Origin of the sequence: Candidatus Thiodictyon syntrophicum (genome assembly GCF_002813775.1) — a bacterium.
In the GTDB taxonomy this organism is placed as follows: Bacteria; Pseudomonadota; Gammaproteobacteria; order Chromatiales; family Chromatiaceae; genus Thiodictyon; species Thiodictyon syntrophicum.
Genome location: NZ_CP020370.1, coordinates 6,580,525 through 6,599,149, shown reverse-complemented (window position 1 = coordinate 6,599,149; position 18,625 = coordinate 6,580,525). Strand labels below are relative to the sequence as shown.

At 68.9% G+C, this 18,625-nt stretch carries 14 protein-coding genes and 1 pseudogene; 7 read left to right on the top strand and 8 right to left on the bottom strand.

What is annotated here, in order from left to right:
* Window positions 1–10 precede the first annotated feature (10 nt).
* The 5 genes from efpL to THSYN_RS28215 form a co-directional block, all read right to left on the bottom strand.
* Window positions 11–574 carry an elongation factor P-like protein EfpL gene (gene efpL / locus THSYN_RS28235; protein ID WP_100922062.1) on the bottom strand — a complete coding sequence of 188 codons (564 nt, stop codon included), beginning with the start codon at window positions 572–574 and terminating at the stop codon, window positions 11–13.
* Window positions 575–678: 104 nt separating this feature from the next.
* Complete coding sequence (locus tag THSYN_RS28230) at window positions 679–3,849, bottom strand: efflux RND transporter permease subunit (protein WP_100922061.1); 3,171 nt, start codon at window positions 3,847–3,849, stop codon at window positions 679–681.
* 6 nt (window positions 3,850–3,855) lie between these two features.
* Window positions 3,856–4,998, bottom strand: a complete 1,143-nt coding sequence (locus THSYN_RS28225; protein ID WP_100922060.1) for an efflux RND transporter periplasmic adaptor subunit — start codon at window positions 4,996–4,998, stop codon at window positions 3,856–3,858.
* A complete protein-coding gene (locus tag THSYN_RS28220) occupies window positions 4,995–5,690 on the bottom strand; it encodes a TetR/AcrR family transcriptional regulator (protein WP_100922059.1) in 696 nt (231 codons plus the stop codon). The genes THSYN_RS28225 and THSYN_RS28220 overlap by 4 nt, the downstream gene beginning before the upstream one ends.
* 598 nt (window positions 5,691–6,288) lie before the next feature.
* Entirely contained in the window at window positions 6,289–7,563 is a 1,275-nt protein-coding gene (locus tag THSYN_RS28215) for a glucose-1-phosphate adenylyltransferase (protein WP_100922058.1), read from the bottom strand.
* Between the two features lie 418 nt (window positions 7,564–7,981).
* Here THSYN_RS28215 and gpmI point away from each other — a divergent pair, with 418 nt between their 5' ends.
* The 4 genes from gpmI (at window position 7,982) to THSYN_RS28195 (ending at window position 12,055) form a co-directional block, all read left to right on the top strand.
* On the top strand, window positions 7,982–9,529 hold the full coding sequence (gene gpmI, locus THSYN_RS28210; RefSeq protein ID WP_172965351.1) for a 2,3-bisphosphoglycerate-independent phosphoglycerate mutase: 1,548 nt from the start codon (window positions 7,982–7,984) through the stop codon (window positions 9,527–9,529).
* A gap of 119 nt (window positions 9,530–9,648) precedes the next feature.
* Window positions 9,649–10,488 carry a thymidylate synthase gene (locus THSYN_RS28205; RefSeq protein WP_100922056.1) on the top strand — a complete coding sequence of 280 codons (840 nt, stop codon included), beginning with the start codon at window positions 9,649–9,651 and terminating at the stop codon, window positions 10,486–10,488.
* A 27-nt stretch (window positions 10,489–10,515) separates the two neighbouring features.
* Complete coding sequence (gene sohB, locus THSYN_RS28200; protein ID WP_100922055.1) at window positions 10,516–11,544, top strand: protease SohB; 1,029 nt, start codon at window positions 10,516–10,518, stop codon at window positions 11,542–11,544.
* A 148-nt stretch (window positions 11,545–11,692) separates the two neighbouring features.
* On the top strand, window positions 11,693–12,055 hold the full coding sequence (locus THSYN_RS28195) for a hypothetical protein (RefSeq protein WP_100922054.1): 363 nt from the start codon (window positions 11,693–11,695) through the stop codon (window positions 12,053–12,055).
* 224 nt (window positions 12,056–12,279) lie between these two features.
* On the opposite strand, the gene THSYN_RS28190 is transcribed toward THSYN_RS28195, so the two are convergent.
* Window positions 12,280–15,420 carry an error-prone DNA polymerase gene (locus THSYN_RS28190; protein ID WP_236848731.1) on the bottom strand — a complete coding sequence of 1,047 codons (3,141 nt, stop codon included), beginning with the start codon at window positions 15,418–15,420 and terminating at the stop codon, window positions 12,280–12,282.
* Between the two features lie 146 nt (window positions 15,421–15,566).
* Here THSYN_RS28190 and THSYN_RS28185 point away from each other — a divergent pair, with 146 nt between their 5' ends.
* Window positions 15,567–16,034 (top strand): DUF433 domain-containing protein, encoded by a 468-nt coding sequence (locus THSYN_RS28185; RefSeq protein WP_100922052.1) that lies wholly within the window; start codon window positions 15,567–15,569, stop codon window positions 16,032–16,034.
* Here the strand turns inward: THSYN_RS28185 and THSYN_RS28180 are convergent.
* The gene (locus THSYN_RS28180; protein WP_100922051.1) at window positions 16,031–17,014 is read right to left on the bottom strand and encodes a tetratricopeptide repeat protein; all 984 of its coding nucleotides are present in this window, start codon (window positions 17,012–17,014) and stop codon (window positions 16,031–16,033) included. The two genes, THSYN_RS28185 and THSYN_RS28180, sit on opposite strands and share 4 nt — an antisense overlap.
* Before the next feature lie 38 nt (window positions 17,015–17,052).
* Here THSYN_RS28180 and THSYN_RS28175 point away from each other — a divergent pair, with 38 nt between their 5' ends.
* Both THSYN_RS28175 and THSYN_RS28170 read left to right on the top strand, forming a co-directional pair.
* Entirely contained in the window at window positions 17,053–17,754 is a 702-nt protein-coding gene (locus THSYN_RS28175) for a hypothetical protein (protein WP_100922050.1), read from the top strand.
* Between the two features lie 12 nt (window positions 17,755–17,766).
* Window positions 17,767–18,117: a hypothetical protein gene (locus THSYN_RS28170; RefSeq protein WP_100922049.1), complete on the top strand. Its 351-nt coding sequence runs from the start codon at window positions 17,767–17,769 to the stop codon at window positions 18,115–18,117.
* On the opposite strand, the pseudogene THSYN_RS37520 reads toward THSYN_RS28170, so the two are convergent.
* Window positions 18,103–18,426 (bottom strand): annotated as a pseudogene (locus tag THSYN_RS37520) (toll/interleukin-1 receptor domain-containing protein); the annotation flags it as partial. The gene THSYN_RS28170 and the pseudogene THSYN_RS37520 overlap by 15 nt on opposite strands.
* Window positions 18,427–18,625 lie beyond the last annotated feature (199 nt).

Genomic DNA, 18,625 nt, shown 5'->3' with positions numbered 1-18,625 from the left:
GGCCCGCGTCTCAGGCCCGCGACATGAACTCGCCGGACACCGTATTGACCTTGATGACCTCACCCGCCGCCAGGTACTCGGGTACCTGCACCACCAGCCCCGTGCTCAGGGTCGCCGGCTTGTTGCGGGCGGAGGCCGAGGCGCCCTTGATGGCGGGGGCACAGTCCATGACCTCAAGGATCACCGTGGCGGGCAACTCGATGCCGACCGCCACCCCGTCGACCACCAGGGCGAAGATCCCCTCCAGGCCCTCGGTCAGGTAGGGCAGTTCGGACTCCAGGGCCTCCAGGTCGAAGCCGTGCTGCTCGAAGGTGTCGCGGTCCATGAAGGTACAACCGTCGCTCTCACGGTACAGGAACTGCACGGCGCGCCGCTCGAAGTCGACCGTCTGCACCTGCTCGTCGCCCTTGAAACTGCCCTGAAACTTCTGGCGGTTGACGACGTTGCGCCCCCGCACCTTGTAGAGCGTGTTGCCGCTGCGCGACGACGCGGTCTGGACCTGGAGTTCCGTGATATAGACGACCGCGCCGTCGACCTCGATGACGCTTCCCTTCTTGATCTCACTGGCTTTCATGTGCTCACTTGCCAACCGGTTAAAGGATTCTGAGGGCGCATCATACAGGCGCGGGGGCGCCCCGGGGCCATGTCCCCGTTGGTGGGTGCGATCAGAGCTGATGGCTAGTGCGCGGCGGGGTCGGCCGCCGCCCGCGGCACCCGGAACCAGGCGGCATAAAGGGCCGGCAGAAATCCGAGCGTCAGGGCGGTGGCGACCAGGATGCCGCCCATCATGGCGACCGCCATGGGACCGAAGAAGGCGCTGTGGGCGAGCGGGATCATGCCGAGCACGGCGGCGGCGGCGGTCAGGACGATGGGGCGGAAACGCCGGGTCGTGGCCCCGATGATGGCGTCGCGCGGGGATGCGCCGGCCGCCCGGTCCTGTTCGATCTGGTCGACCAGGATGATGGAGTTGCGCATGATGATGCCGGAGAGTGCAATGGTCCCGAGCATGGCGACGAAGCCGAACGGCAGTCCGAACATCAGCAGGCCGGCGGTGACGCCGATCAGCCCGAGCGGTGCGGTCAGGAGCACCATCAGGGTGCGTGAGAAGCTCTGGAGCTGGATCATCAGCAGGGTGAGTACCACCGCCAGCATCACCGGCACGCCGGCACCGATCGACTTCTGACCGCGCGCCGACTCCTCGACCGCCCCGCCGATCTCGATGCGGTAGCCGAGCGGCAGGCGGGCGCGCAGCGCATCGAGTTGCCGGTCGATGCGCCGGGCGACGTCCGGTCCCTGGGCCTGGCCCAGCACATCGGCGCGCACCGTGACGGTCGGCAGCCGCGCGCGGCGCCAGATGATGCCGTCCTCCTGCTCATAACGCAACTCCGCGATCTGGGTGATGGAGACCGCCCGCCCATTGCGCGTGGGCAGTGACAGGTCCTTGAGCGAGGAGAGTTGCGCGCGCTCGGCGTCCTGACCGCGCAGCACCACCTCGATCTGCTTGTCGCCCTCGCGCACATAGGTGACGGTGAGTCCGGAGAGGGTGCTGCTCAGGAAGGCGGCCAGTTCCTGAGAGGAGAAGCCCAGCACCCGCGCCCGGTTCTGGTCGACCTTGAGCCGGATCACCTTGGTCGGCTCGTCCGAGTCGAACTGGGCGTTGGTGATCTGGGGATCGATGCGTACCAGGGCCATAACCTCCTGGGAAAATGCCCGCACCCGGGTGAGATCGGCGCCGGAGACCCGAAATTGCACCGGGAACCCCACGGGCGGACCATTCTCCAGGCGCGTCACCCGCCCGCGCAGGCCGGGGAAGTCCTCGTCGAAGACCTTCACCAGGCGGGCGCGCAGCCGTTCGCGTTCCGCCACGTCCTGCGCCACCAGCACGAACTGGGCGAAGTTGACGCTCGGCAACTGCTGATCGAGCGGCAGGTAGAAGCGCGGGCTGCCCACGCCGACATAGCCGACGTAGCTTGCGACTCCTGGTTCAGCGTCGAGGACCTGTTCCATCCGCAGCACCTCACTGAGCGTGGCGGCGAATGAACTGCCCTCGGGCAGGCGCAGGTCGACGATCAGCTCGGGGCGCGCCGAGGAGGCAAAGAACTGCTGGGGGACGAACCGGAAGGCGAACAGGGCGCCGACGAAGACGACCAGCGTCGCGCCGATCACGATCCAGCGGTGCAGCACGCTCCAGGCGACCAGGGCGCGGAAGCGGCGATAGAAGGGGGTGTCATAGACCTGGTCGGGATCGTCGTGGGCACCGCCCCGCGCGGGCGGCTCCATCCGCCCGCGCAGCCGCGCCAGGAGCCGCGCCGCGAGCGCGGCCCGCCGTGGTTGGCGCAGATCCGGCAGCAGCCGATAGCCCAGGTACGGGATCACAATGACGGCGGCAAACCAGGACACGATGAGCGCGATCGCCGAGACCTGAAACAGCGAGCGCGTATATTCCCCGGTCGTGCTCTTGGCCATGGCAATCGGCAGGAAGCCGGCGACGGTGATGAGGGTGCCGGAGAGCATCGGGAAGGCGGTGCTGGAATAGGCGAAGCTCGCGGCACTGAAGCGGTCGAACCCCTGCTCCAGCTTGATGGCCATCATCTCGACGGCGATGATCGCGTCGTCGACCAGGAGACCGAGTGAGAGAATCAGGGCGCCGAGCGAGATCTTGTGCAGGCCGATGCCGAACATCCACATACAGAGGAAGGTCGTAGCCAACACGAGCGGAATGGACAGGGCCACCACGAGCCCGGTGCGCAGGCCCAGACTGATCAGGGACACGGCCAGGACGATCAGCACCGCCTCGGCGAGTGAGCGGACGAATTCGCTCACCGACTGCTCCACCGCCCGCGGCATGCTCGCGACCTGTCCGATCTCCATCCCGAGCGGCAGTTCGGCCCGCAGCGCGGCGAGTTGCCGATCGAGCGCCTGCCCCAGCGCGATCACGTTGCCGCCGGCCGCCATGGTGACGCCGATCCCCAGCGCCGCGCGCCCCTGCCAGCGCATCTGCTGTTGCGGCGGGTCCACATAGCCGCGCCGGATCTCCGCGATGTCGCCCAGCCGAAACAGGCGGTCGTTGACCCGCAAGGCGATGTCGCGGACCTCCTCCAGCGAGTCGAAGGCGCCGCTCGGGCGCAGATAGATGCGCTCGGCCGCGGTCTCGAAGGCGCCGGCGGCCGTCACGGCATTCTGCGCCGCGAGGGTCTGCGCGATCTGCACGGGGGTGATCCCGAGCAGCGCCAGCCGCGCATTCGCGAGCTCGATATAGATCTTCTCGTCCTGCTCACCGATGAAGTCGACCTTGGATACCCCCGGCACCAGCAGCAGCTCGGCCCGGATGCGGTCGCCGAAGTCCTTGAGGTCGTGATAGCTGTAGCCCTCGCCGGTGATGGCGTAGAGATTGGTATAGGTGTCGCCGAACTCGTCGTTGAAGAAGGGCCCCTGGATGCCGGGCGGCAGGCTCTGGCGGATATCGCCGACCTTCTTGCGCGCCTGGTACTGGAGGTCAGGGATGGCGGTGGGGGGCAGCGCGTCCTGGAATGACACGAAGATCAGCGATTCGCCGGGCCGCGAATAGCTGCGCACGAAGAGCAGCGGCAGTTCCTGCAGCTTATGCTCGATGCGGTCGGTGACCTGCTGCTCGACCTCGCGCGCCGAGGCCCCCGGCCAGTTGGTCTTGATGACCATGACCTTGAAGGTGAACGGCGGGTCTTCGGACTGCCCCAACTGGCCATAGGCGTAGATGCCGGACAGGGCCAGAATGACAATGAAATAAAGCACCAGCGAGCGATGGCGCAGGGCCCACTCGGACAGGTTGAAGGCGGCGCGCGGGGCGTTGCCGGGAGCTTTCGTTGTCATGCCTGGTCAGTCCGCGCGCGCCGTCGCCGCCACCGGGCGGGGCGGCGGGGCGGGACGCCCCGCCTCCTCGTAGGGCCGGACCTGCTGGCCCTCGTGGAGTTTGTTGGCGCCGGTGGCGACGATCCACTCGCCGGCCGCGAGCCCGGCGGCGACCACCACGCCGTCTTCCCGGTATTGCGCGATGACGACCGTACGCAGCGAGACCCGGCCGATGGTGGGGTCGTAGACCCAGATCGCCGGCCGCCCCTCGCTGGTCTGGTAGAGCGAGGTCGCGGGCAGCAGGCTGGCCGTGCCGGTCGCGGGCCCGGTGAGGAGGACGTTCGCGGTCATCCCCCATTGCATGGCCGGCGCCGGGTCGATGACGGAGACGCGCACGGTGAAGGTCCGGGTGACCGGATCGAGCGCCGGCGAGACCTCGCGGACCTGCCCGCGGTAGCCGGTCCCGGGGTCGGCCACCAGGACCACCCGGATTTGCTCGGCGTGCTTGAGTTCATCGATCCGCGCCTCCGGGACCGCGATCTCGACCTCGCGCTCGTCCTCGCGGGCATAGCGCATCACCACCTGTCCGGCCGCGACCACCTGGCCGGCCTCCGCACTCACGGCCGTGATCACGCCGTCCTGTGGCGCGACCAGCCTGGCATAGGTCGCCTGGTTCCGGGTCACGGCCAGATTCGCCTGGGCCTGCTCGAGCTTGGCCTGACTCGCCTTCATAGCATTGCGCTTGGCGTCCAGCGCCGAGGCGCTGATGAAGTTCTGCTTCAAGAGGTTCTCGTAGCGGTCGAACTCGGCCCGGGCGAACTCGGCATCGACCTGCGCCGCCGCGACCTGGGCCTGCGCGGACTCGGCCTGCAGGGCGACATCCGCGGGATCGAGCCGCGCCAGCAAGGCGCCCTTGTGCACCCGTGCCCCGGCATCGACCGCCCGGGCGACGATCTTGCCGCCGATGCGAAAGGCGAGATCGGACTCGTAGCGGGGCTTCACCTCGCCGGCGAACACGGCGGTCTCGGTGCCGCTCCCCGGCACCACCTGGCTGAGCAGCACGGGGTGGACCGCCTCGGCGACCGGCGCCGGTTTGGTGCAGCCGTTGGTGCCAAGGACCACGGCCGTCAGGATCAGCGCGCTCAGCAGGCTCGCTCGTGGACTGTTCATGTGGGGGTGACCTCGCTTGCCGCGCTGCCGATCATGCCGCGCCACAGTGCCCGCAGCGCAGCTTCCAACTCGGTGGGGTAGTGCCAGGCGAACGCGGCTGGCAACTGGGGCCCGGCCATGGTGCACCAGGCCCCGCCGCCGACCGCGGCCGACATCTGCCACAGCCCGAGGGTCAGCGCGTAGCTGCGCCGCAACATGGCCACCCCGCGGCCGGGCTCCAGCCCCGGTGCCTCGCCCGGCGCGGGAAAATGACGCTCCACGCCGGTGCCGGCGCGCTCCATGCGCGCTGCCATCCGCTGCTTGAAGGCCAGCACGGACGCGGGTGCAAGGCTATGTGCCATCAGCCCGAAACAGCGCGCGGCGAGCGGCATGAACAGCGGCGGATCGATCAGATGGGTGCGCGCGAGGGCGAATACCGCGTCGAAATCGACGCCCGGTTCCGACTCCACCAGCGCGATCAGGTCGTGAAAAAAGCCATCGACCCAGCGCTCGTGTACGGCGAGCAGGAGTTCCTCCTTGCCCGGGAAATACAGGTACACGGTCCCCTTCGCCAGCCCCGCGCGGCTGGCGACCTCGGCGACGCTCGCGACGCGCTCGGGCGCATCCGCGAGCACCTGTTCGGCCGCGTCAAGGATGGCGTCGCGGCGCTCCTGCTTGTCTTCGGCCTGGATGGCACGCTGGCGTATGGCCATGTCGACTCACTCCCGTGGCTCGCGCTATAACTGACTCAGGGTCATTTGATGCGAAATATAAATGACTGCGGGTCATTTGTCAACTCGGAGCGGGGGAGGGGGTGCGATCAGAACTGATGTGTACGCACATGCCGTAGGGTACGCATCGTGTGCCCGCCAAGCTGCCAAGACCGCCTGAGCTGTGTACGCGATGCGTACCCTACAGCTACCCGACGTTCTCACGGACCGGGGGTCGTTGTCGTTGTCGTTGTCGTAATCGTGGTCGGATTATTCGATTACGACAACGACAACGACAACGTACCCGGGATCTCGGTCACCGCATCGGTTCTGATCGCACCCCGGGGGAGGGGCTAGGCGCGCCGGATCGAAGGGGGGCGCAGACCTTGTTCATATAGTCCCGGCCCAGCCGCCAGCGGCGGGGTCTGTGGTCCGCACAGCGGACCCTACGGGAGCCCTAGGGTCGGTTGGGGTCAGAAACGAACCCCAACACGTGTGCGTCTTAACCTCAGGCTGCGCGTTGGGCTTCGTTCCTCAGCCCAACCTACCATGCCGACGCCCAGTCACGGCGCTCGGCAACGCGCGATGCTGAGCGCTGTTCCTACTCCCCATACCCCCCACGGCGGGAGCCGTGCACATCCCGGGCAAAGTAGCTCACGCGCCCGGCCGGGATGACGGTGACGCCGCCGGGGGTGACGGTGAAGCGCAGGCGGTCCTTCTCCGGATCGAAGCCGATCGCCTCCCCGGCCGCGATGAGATTGTGACGATCCACGATGACGTTGCGCAGGCGGGTCCCGCGCGAAACCCGGCAATAATCCATGACCACGCAATTCTCCAACACCACGTCCTGCTCGATCACCGTCTCGCGCCGGATGATGGAGTTGCTGATGCGCGCCCCGTCATAGACTACCGAGGCCGCCCCGAGCAGGCTGTTGCTGATCTCACCGCCCTGGATGCGCGCGACCGGGCCCTGGTAATTGCTGGAGTAGATGGGCCACTCGGGGTTGAACATATCGAAGACCGGTTCCAGACCGAGCACGTCCTGATGGGCCTCGAAATAGGCATCGATGGTCCCCAGGTCGCGCCAATAGACCGGGTCCTCATAGGGCTGGATACGCGGGATCGCATTGGTGGCGAAATCGTAGGCGAACAGCCGGTGGGTGTGCAGCAGGCGCGGCAGCACATGGTGGCCGAAATCGGTCTCTCCGGCGTCTTTGGTATCGCGCAGGGCCTTGAGCAAGACCTCGGTGTTGAAAACATAGTTGCCCATGGAGGCAAAGGCCTTGGTCGGGTCCGCGGCCATGGGGGTCGGGTTGGGCGACTTTTCCTCGAAGGCCTGGATGCGTCCGTTCGCCTCGGCGACGATGACCCCGAAGTCCTGGGCGTCCTTCAGCGGCACCGGCAGGGCGGCGATGGTCACGTCCGCCTCGCTCTCCCGGTGGAAGTCGACCATCTGGCGGATGTCCATGCGGTAGATGTGATCGGCGCCGAAGATCACCACCAGGTCCGGGCGATGCTCCTCGATCAGGTTGATGTTCTGGTGGATGGCATCGGCGGTCCCCTGAAACCAATGCTCGCCGTGGCGCTGTTGGGGCGGCACCACGGTCACGTACTGGTTCTGCAGCAGGGGTGAGATGGTCCAGGCCTTGCGCACATGCTCGATCAAGGATTGGGACTTGTACTGGACCAGCAGATAGATGGTCTGGATTTGGGAGTTGACCAGATTGCTGAGGACGAAGTCGACGATGCGGTAGCGCGAGCCGAAGGGCACCGAGGGCTTGGAGCGCGCCGCCGTCAGGGGTTGCAGTCGCGCCCCCTGGCCGCCGGCCATGACAAAGGCAATGATACGATCGGTGTTGCTGCGAACAGTCTTCATAGCTCCTCCAGATGCCCGTGCTCCGGGCTCGTTTGGTGATGCCGCCCACTGCCCGGCCGCCGTCGTCCGCGGACCGGACCTGCCCGGGGCCGCGACCGTGCCGCCGCCGCGCCCCCGCCGTGATCAGGCCTGCATGTTACGGCAGAACCGGCCAAGTTTCCCGCGGTCCCGACCGGCCGCCGAGCGGCGCCGGGCGCGCCCGCCCAGGTGCGGGTGCCGGGCACGGCTGGAAGGCGGCCGTCGACAGTCCCATATCGTCGCCCAAGGCAGGGGCGAAACTTTGCGCCACCGCACCATCCCAACCCACTAAACTGGAAGCCCCGGCGCCTGCCCGCCCGGCCCGCGGGCCGCGCCGCCGAGAATTCCGCGCACCGGCGGTCACCCTGACCGATGGATCAACCATTCTACGAGCGACACCATGAGCATCCCCATGACCCAAGCCCCGCGCCGACCGGTGATCCTGATCATCCTCGACGGCTTCGGCCTCAACCCGAGCAAGGCCAACAACGCCATCGCCATCGCGCAGACGCCCAAGCTCGATGACTATTTTTCGCACTTCCCCCACTGCGCCCTGCAGGCCTCGGGGCTCGCCGTGGGCCTGCCGGACGGGCAGATGGGCAACTCGGAGGTCGGACACATGAGCCTGGGCTCCGGCTGTGTGGTCAAGCAGGATCTCGTCCTGATCGACGCGGCCATCGCCGACGGCAGCTTCTTCGAGAACCCGGTCCTGACCGCCGCCGCCCGCGCCGCCGCCGCCGCGGGCCGGCCGGTCCACCTGATGGGACTGGTCTCGGATGGGGGCGTGCACAGCCATGTGAACCAACTCGTGGCCCTGATCGATCTGTGCCGACGTGAGGGCGCGCGGCCCATGGTCCACGTCTTTACCGACGGGCGCGACACCCCGCCGCGCTCCGCCAAGGCCTTCCTCGCCCCGGTCGAGGAGGCCCTGGCGGCGGCCGACGGGGCCATCGCCACCGTCACCGGGCGCTATTACGCCATGGACCGCGACCAGCGTTGGGAGCGCACCGAGATCGCCTGGCGCGGTCTGGTGGAGGGGGCGGGGCGCCACGCCGCCGACGCCCGCGCCGGGATCGATGAGGCCTACGCGGCGGGTGAGGATGACGAGTTCATCCGCCCCACCATCATCGCCGGCGGCGAGCTGATCCGCGACGGCGATCAGGTCATCCATTTCAACTTCCGCAAGGACCGCCCGCGCCAGATGGTGGAGGCCTTCTTCCAGCCCGACTTCAAGCCCTTCCACCGCAACGGCGTCACCGGGGTGAAGGTCACCTGCATCATGGAATACGACGACACCTACGGCCTGCCCTTCGCCTTCGACCACGACATCCCCCGCATCACCCTGGGCCAGGTCTTGAGCGACGCCGGCATCCCCCAGTTCCACTGCGCCGAGACTGAGAAATACGCCCACGTCACCTTCTTCTTCAACGGCGGGCGGGGCGACCCCTTCCCCGGTGAGGAGCGCGGTCTGATCCCCTCGCCCAAGGTCGCCACCTATGACCTGCAGCCGGAGATGAGCGCCCCCGCGGTGGCCGATACGACCATCGCCGCACTGGCGAGCGGGAACTTCCCCTTCATCGTGGTCAACTTCGCCAACGGCGACATGGTGGGTCACACCGCGGTACGCGAGGCGGTGATCGAGGCGGTGCGGGTGCTCGACCGTGAGGCCGGGCGGGTCATGGACGCGGCGCGGGCGGCGGGCTATTCCATCATCCTCACCGCCGACCACGGCAACTGCGACGAGATGATCGATCCGGCGAGCGGTGAGCCGCATACCCAGCACACCGTCTACCCGGTCCCCTGCCTGGTCGCCGACGAGACCCAGTGGCGTCTGTCCACCGGCGGCGGCCTGGACGCCATAGCGCCGACGGTGCTGCAGCTCATGGGACTGCCGATCCCCAAGCAGATGCAGGGGCACTCGCTGCTGCTGGGGCCGGCGACGGTCTAAGCCCGTTCTCCGCGGGTTGGCCGGAAGGCCGACCTGCGGCCGATCAAATCTTGCCTCCTTGATCCTCAGCTTGCAGGATAACGCGGATGACCGCTGCCTGAACCCCCGCCGGAGCCCCGATGCGCCAATACCTGGATCTGCTGCAAGACGTGGTCGACCACGGCAGCGACAAGCCGGACCGCACCGGCGTGGGCACCCGCTCGGTGTTCGGGCGCCAGGTGCGCTTCGACCTGCGCGCGGGGTTTCCGCTGCTGACCACCAAGCGCGTACACTTCAAGAGTGTGGTCGAGGAGTTGCTGTGGTTTCTGTCCGGTTCCACCGATAACAACGAACTGAAGGCCCGCGGGGTCGGCATCTGGGACGAGTGGGCGGCGCCGTCCGGCGACCTGGGGCCGATCTACGGTGCCCAGTGGCGCAGTTGGCGCTGCCCGGACGGGCGTACCATCGATCAGCTTGCGGAGTTGATCGCGACCATCCGCGCCCGCCCGGACTCCCGCCGCCTGGTGGTGTCCGCCTGGAACCCGGCGGACCTGCCGGACGAGACCCGCAGTCCCCAGGTCAACGCGGCGGCCGGGCGCATGGCGCTCGCCCCCTGCCATTGTCTCTTCCAGTTCTATGTAGCGGATGGGTGCCTGTCCTGCCAACTCTATCAACGCAGCGCCGACCTCTTTCTCGGCGTCCCCTTCAACATTGCGAGCTATGCGCTCCTCACCCACCTGGTCGCGCAGCAGTGTGACCTGGGGGTGGGCGAGTTCGTGCACAGCTTCGGCGATCTCCACCTCTACCGGAACCACTTAACCGATGACATCGTCTTTGCCCAACTGGCCCGCAACCCCCGGCCGCTCCCCCGGCTCGCACTCGCCCGGCGCCCGCCCAGCCTGTTCGACTACCGCTTCGAGGACCTCACGGTTCTGGGCTACGAGCCCCACCCGGTCATCCGTGCCCCCATCGCGGTGTGATGGCCGGGCTGCCCCGGAGGCGACCCCATGATGGACCTGCTGCTCGACTATGCCCTGTTCCTGGCCAAGACCCTCACGGTGCTGGTGGCCACGGTGCTGGCGGTGGTCTTCGCCATGCGCGCCCGCCACGCGGGGGGCGGGTCTGACGACGGCGAGCGTCTGGAGATCCTGGATCTCAATGAGCGCTACCGCAGCCTCGCGCGGGCGCTCAAGGAGACCTGCCTGACCAAAAAGGACTTCCGGGCCTATGTCAAGGCCGAGCACAAACGCGAGAAGGCGCGCGCGAAGGCCCAGACGGAGGAGCGCAAGCGGCTGTTCGTCATCGACTTCAGCGGTGACATCCGGGCCACCGAGGTGGCCGCGCTGCGCGTCCTGGTCACCACCATCCTGCTTGATGCGAAGGCGGGCGACGCAGTCCTGGTGCGGGTCGAGAACGCCGGCGGCACCGTCCACGAGCACGGCCTGGCCGCCTCCCAACTGGCCCGCCTGCGGGCGCGCGGGGTGCATCTGACGGTTGCGGTGGACAAGATCGCCGCCAGCGGGGGCTATCTGATGGCCTGTGTGGCGGACCGGATCGTGGCCGCCCCCTTCGCCGTGCTGGGCTCCATCGGTGTGCTGGCCGAGCTGCCCAACTTCCACCGCCTCCTGGAGCGCCACGGGGTGGACTTCGAGTTGCAGACCGCCGGGCAGTACAAGCGCACCCTGACCCTCTTCGGCGAGAACACCGACGCCGCGCGGCAAAAGCTCCAGGAACAGTTGGAGGAGACCCATAACCTGTTCAAGGGCTTCGTGCACGAGTACCGCCCCGCCTTAGACCTGGAACTGGTCGCCACCGGTGAGTATTGGCACGGCAACCGGGCGGTGGAACTGGGCCTGGTGGACGCCATCCAGACCAGCGACGACCTGCTGCTGACCGAAAGCGAGCACCGCGACCTCTTGCAGCTCAAGTACACCGCCAAAAAGAAGCCCATCGAGCGGCTGCTGGCGAGCCTGCAGGGGGCCCTGGCGGGGCGCCTGGCGGCCTGGGCCGGGCGCCTGGCTCAGAGTCCTCGATGAGTCCGCGCGGCACCCGCAAGGAAGGGCCTTTTTTGTGTCATCGCGAGTCCTTGGGGGTTGCGCCGCTTGAAAATGGCCTCTACGCTCAAGGGGCGCGGCGGGTACACCCTGGCGCCGCGTCACCACCCACTTTGGAAGGAGACCACAGATGAAATTGTATAGCCCCCGTTTCGTCGTGATTGCGCTCGCCTCCGCGGCCCTCTGCGGCGTCCTGGTCAGCGTCCCGGCCGGTGCCGCCGACTCGGCCTGTAAGGGTCTGGAGGAAGCCAAATGTGCCGCCATGGACGGCTGCGCCTGGACCAAGGAATACACCCGCAAGGATGGCAAGACCGTCGCCGGCCATTGCAAGAAGGCCAGTGTGCCGGGTGCCAAGGCGACCACCAAGGACAAGGGTTCCACGCCGCCCGCCGACATGGGCACGGGCATGGCGCCCGCCGGCACCGCGACCGGGAAAGCGCCGGTCGGTATGGGTACCGGGGCCGGGCAGATGCCGATGCAGAAGGCGCCCTAGTCCGTGTTCGGACCCGGGAGCCCACTGCCGTTGAGTTAAGCGCCGCAGCCCAAGCGCCTGGAGTCCAAGGCTTCAGCCTTGGAGCGGGCCAAGGCTGAAGCCTTGGACTCCAGGCAGAGGCGACGCGGTCGGCGAGTGCGCCTCGACTTGATGGCAGTGACCCGGGAGCCCCGGCCGTCCGGCGGGGCTTCGCGGGTCCGGTGCCTGGTGACATCGCCCGCGGTTCAGCAGAAGTCCCGCGAGCGGGTGACGAGCCCGCCGAGCAGGGCCGAATAGTCCGTCAGGCGCCGGGCGATCAGGTGCGTCACCCCCGCCTCCCGCTGCACCTCCCCATCGACCCCCAGTAACCGCGCCCCCAGGAGCACCGCCCGCTGCTGCTCGGCGAGTTGCTTCCACACCACCAGGTTGACCTGGCCAGTCTCGTCCTCCAGCGTGACGAAGGTGACGTCGTGGGCGGTGCCCGGGCGCTGGCGGTTGATCACCAGCCCCGCGGTACTGATCCGCGCCCCCGGCGCCGCCGCCCCGACCTCAAGGGCGGTCAGCAGGTGCCGGGCGCTGAGGTGCGGGCGCAGCAGGGCCAGGGGGTGGCGACCCAGACTGAGCCCCAGGCTTGCGTAGTCGGCGACGATCTGCGCCCCCTCGGTAGGCGCGGGGAGCGGCGGCAGGCCGACGGCGGCCCGCGGGGGCGGGAGCGCCAGTTCGTCCTGGACCGGCCGCCGGGGTGGACCCAGGCCGATGAGCCCGGAGACCGACCAGGCCGCCCGGTGCCGATCGCCCGCCAGGGGGGCCAATGCGTCGGCGCGGGCCAGGGCCTTCAGATCGCCCCGGTCCAGGCCCGTGCGGGCGATCAGGTCGGCGAGGCTTGACCAGGGGGCCTGCTGTCGCTCCGCCACCAGGCGCCTGGCACCGGCCCGCGACAGGCCCTTGATCAGGCGCAGGCCCAGGCGCAGGGTTTGGGGGCGCGGGCGTCCCGCCCGCGTGGCGTCAGGAGGCTCGGGCTCCTCCAAGGTGCAATCCCAGTCACTCGCGTTCACCGCGACCGGCCGCACCTCCACCCCGACGCGCCGGGCCTCCCGAAGCAACTGCGCCGGGGCATAGAACCCCATCGGCTGGCTGTTGATGAGCGCCGCGAAGAAGGCGGCCGGCTCGTGGTGCTTGAGCCAGGCAGAGACATAAACCAGGAGCGCGAAGCTCGCGGCATGTGACTCCGGAAAGCCGTACTCACCGAAGCCCAGGATCTGGTGATAGATCTGTTCGGCGAACTCACGCGTATAGCCCCGCTCCAGCATCCCGCCGACGAGCCGCCCGCGGAGCGCCTCGAGCCCGCTGCGGCGCCGCCAGGCGGCCATGGAGCGGCGCACCTGGTCCGCCTCGCCCGGTGAGAAGCCCGCCGCCACCGTGGCGACTTTGATGACCTGCTCCTGGAAGATCGGCACCCCGAGCGTCCGCCCCAGGACCTCCTTGACCGCCTCGGACGGATAGCTCACCGGCTCCAACCCCTGGCGACGGCGCAGATAGGGGTGGACCATGTCCCCCTGGATCGGGCCGGGGCGCACGATCGCGACCTCGATCACGAGATCATAGAAACAGGCGGGCTTCAGGCGCGGCAGCATCGACATCTGGGCGCGGGACTCAATCTGGAAGACCCCGGTGGTCTCGCCGCGCTGGATCATGGCGTAGACCCGCGGGTCCTCGGCCGGGATGTCGGCGAGCGTCAGCCGGCTGCCGCGGAACCCATTGATCAGGTCCAGGGCGCGGTGGATGGCGGAGAGCATCCCGAGCGCCAGGCAGTCCACCTTGAGCAGCCCCAGAGTATCCAGGTCGTCCTTGTCCCACTGGATCACGGTGCGCCCGGGCATGGCCGCGTTCTCCACCGGCACCAGGCGCGACAGTTCCCCGCGGGCGATCACGAAACCGCCCACATGCTGGGACAGGTGGCGCGGGAAGCCCAGGACCTCATGGACCAGCCGCATGGTCTTGAGCACCAGCGGGTTATAGGGGTCGAGCCCGACCTCGCGCAGCCGCTCCGGGGCCACCGCCTGCCCGTCCCACCAGTTGAGATTGCGCGCCAGCCGGTCGACCTGGTCCAAGTCCATCCCCAGGGCCTTGCCGACATCGCGCACCGCGCCCTTGGGCCTGTAGGTGACCACCGCGGCGGCCAGTGCCGCCCGGTCGCGGCCGTATTTGGTATAGAGATACTGGATGACCTCCTCGCGGCGCTGGTGCTCGAAGTCCACGTCGATGTCCGGCGGCTCGCCCCGCTCCCGGGAGATGAAGCGCTCGAACAGCATCTCCATGCGCGCCGGGTCCACCTCCGTGATCCCGAGGCAATAGCAGACCGCCGAGTTGGCGGCCGAGCCCCGGCCCTGGCAGAGGATGCCGCGGGCGCGGGCGAAGCGCACGATGTCGTGGACGGTGAGGAAATAGGGCTCGTAGGCCAGCTCCGCGATCAGGGCCAGTTCGTGCTCGATCTGGTCGCGCACCCGGGGCGGGCAGCCGTCCGGCCAGCGGGTGGTCACACCTTCCTCGGTCAGGCGCCGCAGGTAGGCCGCGGGGGTGACGCCCGCCGGGACCAGTTCGTCCGGGTACTCGTAGCGCAACTCGTCCAGTGAGAAGCGGCAGGCGGCGGCCAGCTCCAGGGTCTGCGCCAACAGGTCGGGCGGGTAGAAGCGCGCGAGGTCCGCGCGGGTGCGCAGGTGATGCTCCCGGTTCTGGGCCAGGGCCTCGCCCGCCTGGTCCACCCGCACCCCGAGCCGGATGGCGGTCAGTACATCCAGGAGCGGTCGCCGATTCGCGGTGTGCATCGCCGCCTCCCCGCAGGCGGTGAGTTTCAGCCCCAGGTCCACGCCCAGGCGGCGCAGCCGCGCGAGCCAGGCCAGATCGGCGCCGCGGCGTTGCTGGATCACGCCGATCCAGAGCCGCCCGGCGCACAGGCCCTTCAGCCACTCACCCTGCGCCCGCTGCTCTGTGTCACCGTCCGCCGCCTCCGGCAGCCAGACCAGTAGACAGCCCGGCAGCCCGTCGGCCAGGTCCGCCGCCAGCAGCCGGTCCGTCCCCTTGGGCGAGCGCCGCCGCGCCGCCGTGATCAGGTGCGCGAGGTTCCCATAGCCGTCCCGGTCCATCGCCAGTGCCGCCAGGCGCGGGCCTGACTCCACCCGCAACTCGGCCCCGATGATCAGGTGCAGCCCCAGGGTGCGCGCCTCGGCGTGGGCGCGCACCACCCCCGCGAGCGAGCACAGGTCGGTCAGGGCCAGCGCGCTGTAGCCCAGTTCATGGGCGCGCCGGACCAGTTCCTCCGGGTGCGAGGCGCCGCGCAGGAAGGAGAAATTGGAGCGGCAGAGGAGTTCGGCGTAGGCCGGGGTCACGATCGGGGTCGCCTGGTGGAAAACTGTTGTTATATACAGTATCGACCAGTTTGACGGCGATTGCAGCACGGGTTTGCTCCCACCGGCGACCGGCTCCATAATCGCCACCAGGCGAGAGTGTCCTCAGGCCCACCGGAGGCGGATACATGACTTGGCAACAGAGAATCCGCGTCGACCCGCTGATCTGCCACGGGCAAGCCTGCATCGACGGCACGCGCGTGCCGGTGTCCGTCGTGCTCGACAACCTCGCCGCCGGTCTCGCCGAACAGCAGATCATCGACAGCTATCCACCCCTGACCACGGACGACGTCCAGGCCGCGATCCGGTATGCGGCGGAGTTGGCTCGCGAACAGGTCATCGACCTGCCGCAGCGCGATGCGGCATGGGATTCAAGGGCTGTAGGTCGGATGCCCGCAGGGCGATCCGCCATTGCGTGGGTACCTAAAGAGGCGGAACCGCCTGCGGTGTTCCGCGCGGGCTACGCGGGCTGCGCCGACCGCGAGGCCGTTGGTCCGCACAGCGGACGCTACAGGTGGGTAGGGTCCGCTGTGCGGACCAGCGATCCCGCGCCCGCCCGCCCGGGTGATGAGCGCGGCCGGCGCCGGGTGCTCTAGGGGTGCCGGGCCAGCCAGGCGCGGGCGGTCTCGGCGTGAGGGCTCTCCATCAACTCGTAGAGTGCCAGGGCGTGTTGCATATGGCCGCGGGCGGTCTCGGGGTCGCCCAGCGTCTCTAAGGCCAGACCCAGGTTGAATGACACGGCGGCCTCGCCGAACTGGTCGCCGGTTTCGTGGACTGTAGCCAGGTACTGTTCGTAAAAGCCGATGGCCTTGCCGGGCTCGTCGAGGTCTTGCCAGGCAATACCGAGGCTGCCGATAGCGTTGCCCTCGCCGCGGCGGTCACCGACCTCGCGGGAAATGATAAGGGACATCTCGAAGAAGCCCATGGCCTCGCGCGGATCGCCAAGGAGAGCCCAGGCACTGCCGAGGTTGCCGAGCACATTGGCCTCGCCGCGTCGGTCGCCGATTTCTCGGGCGATGCTGAGAGACTTTTCGTAAAACTCGATGGCCTTGCGCGGCTCGCCGAGGTCGGACCAGGCGAGGCCCAGGTTGCCGCAACCTTCGCTCCAGCGGTCTCCGATTTCACGAGCGATGGCGAGAGACTGTTGATAAAAGCCGATGGCCTTGTGTGGCTTCCCGAGGTTCCTCCAGGCGATGCCGAGGTTGCCGAGGTGGTTGCCCTCCTTCCCCCGCTCGCCGAGCCGGCGGGCGGCGGCGAGCCCGGCATCGAGCCAGCGGACCCGTTCGCGCGGGTGCAGGTGCAGACCGAGCACATAGGCACCGGCGCCCGGGTAGTCCATCGCCAGACGGGCTGCGTCCTCGTCCGTGCCGGCCGCCGCCCAGCCCTGTCCGGCGGCGATCTGGGTGGCATCTGCGTCATAGGCGGCGAGGCCGGCGGTGACCCCCTCGTGACCCTCCTTATAGCGCTCATTGGCCGCCCGCAAGACCACGAGGAAATGGGCACTGTGCCGCCCCCGCGCCAGCCCGAGGTTCTCCGGGCTGGGTCCGGGCCCCCGTCCGGAACCTGGGTCCGGCACCAGCGCCAGGGCTCCGCGGCGATCGGCCGGAGCAGTTCATGCAGCCGGTAGCGCCCGCTGCCGGCGTCCCAGCGCAGCAGGCTGCGGTCGATCAGGTCGGAGAGCGTCGGCTGCGCCTCCCGCTCCACGGCGAGCCCCCAGACGGCAGCGGCGGCCGCCCGGTCGAAGGGGGCCGGGAAGCAGGCAAGCGCCTGCCAGCGGGCGGCGAGGCCCAAGTCCTCGACGAGCAGCCGGTCGGCCGAAAGGGCGAGGACGGCACCGACATGACCGCCTTCGATTGCGTCGCTATCGAGTGCCTGGTGCCGGGTCGCCTCGTCCTCGATCTCAGCGAGATATTCGGCCAGCGGGACCTCGGGGTGCAGGGCCAGGTGCGCACCGGCGACCCGGAGCGCCAGCGGCAGCCGGTCGCAGGCGGCGGCGAGGCGGTCCAGGTCGGCGTCGGCCAGGGCGCGGCCCTCGCCCAGGATGCCCGCCAGGAGCGCCCGCGCCGCTGCGGGTTCCAAAAGGTCCAGGTCGCGCCGCTCACCGAGCGCAATGCGCCGCCGGGAGGTGAGGATCAGGGCGGCTGGCGGACTGGGCACGAGCGGTGCGACCTGGGCGGTTCCGGCCGCGTCGTCGGCCAGGATCAGTACGCGTCGGCCGTTCAGGACCCCGCGGTAGAGCGCCTGGACCTGGGCCTCGTCGTCCGGGAGGCGCCATTCGGGCTCGAAGGCGCGGATGACCCAGGCCATGGCGTCTAGGGCGGACATGGGTTGCTCGCCGGCCCCGCCAAGCGGGATCAGAATCTGACCATCGGGGAAGCGGTCCTCGATGCGGTGCGCCACATGCACCGCGAGCGCGGTCTTGCCGAGCCCGCCCTGACCGGCCAGGGCGCAGATGGCGACGGTGCGGCCAGCGGTGAGGTGCGCCTCCAGCCAGTCGCGGTCGGCGGTGCGGCCGGTGAAGTCGGGCAGGTCCGCGGGGAGTTGGCAGCGGGGGTTGGGGGCGGCTCGGGCGTCCGCGTCCGGGCGGTCGCCGGTGATGCCCCAGACCAGGCGGCTGATGCCCTCCGAGTCGATCCCGGCGCGGAGATCCACCCAGGTGCGGTTCTTGAGGAAGAGTGAAATCGCGGGCTTCGCGGGTGCGCCGGGGAGCAGGACCGGGATGACGGGCCTTTTCTCATGGGCGGCCAGGTCCAGGGCGGCCTGCATCTCCTCGTCCTCCCAGGGGCCGATGCCTGAGCCGCCGATACAGACCAGGACCGCGCCCGAGGCGCGGATGCCGGCCTCCAGTTCCTTCTGCCAGGGCTGCCCGGGGCGCAGGTCCTCCTCGTCGAGCCAGACGCGCAGGTCCTGCGCCTGAAGTCGGCGGCGCAGTTCCCGGATCAGTGGCTTGTCGGCGCTGTGGTCAGAGAGAAAGGCGTCGAAGTCCATCGCAAACACCCGTAGTGGAGTCGCGGGTGTTTGATAACAGAATTTGCAGCGGGAGGCCAGGTGTCCGTCTCCCGCTGGGGCCTGAGGATCGCGTCGAAGGTGGTCACGCCGCCGCGGGCGGTCTCGCTCACCCCGACCGGGAAGCACTTGAGCCACTGCTTCGCGCTAAAAACTGAAATAGGCCCCCCTTGTATTTTAG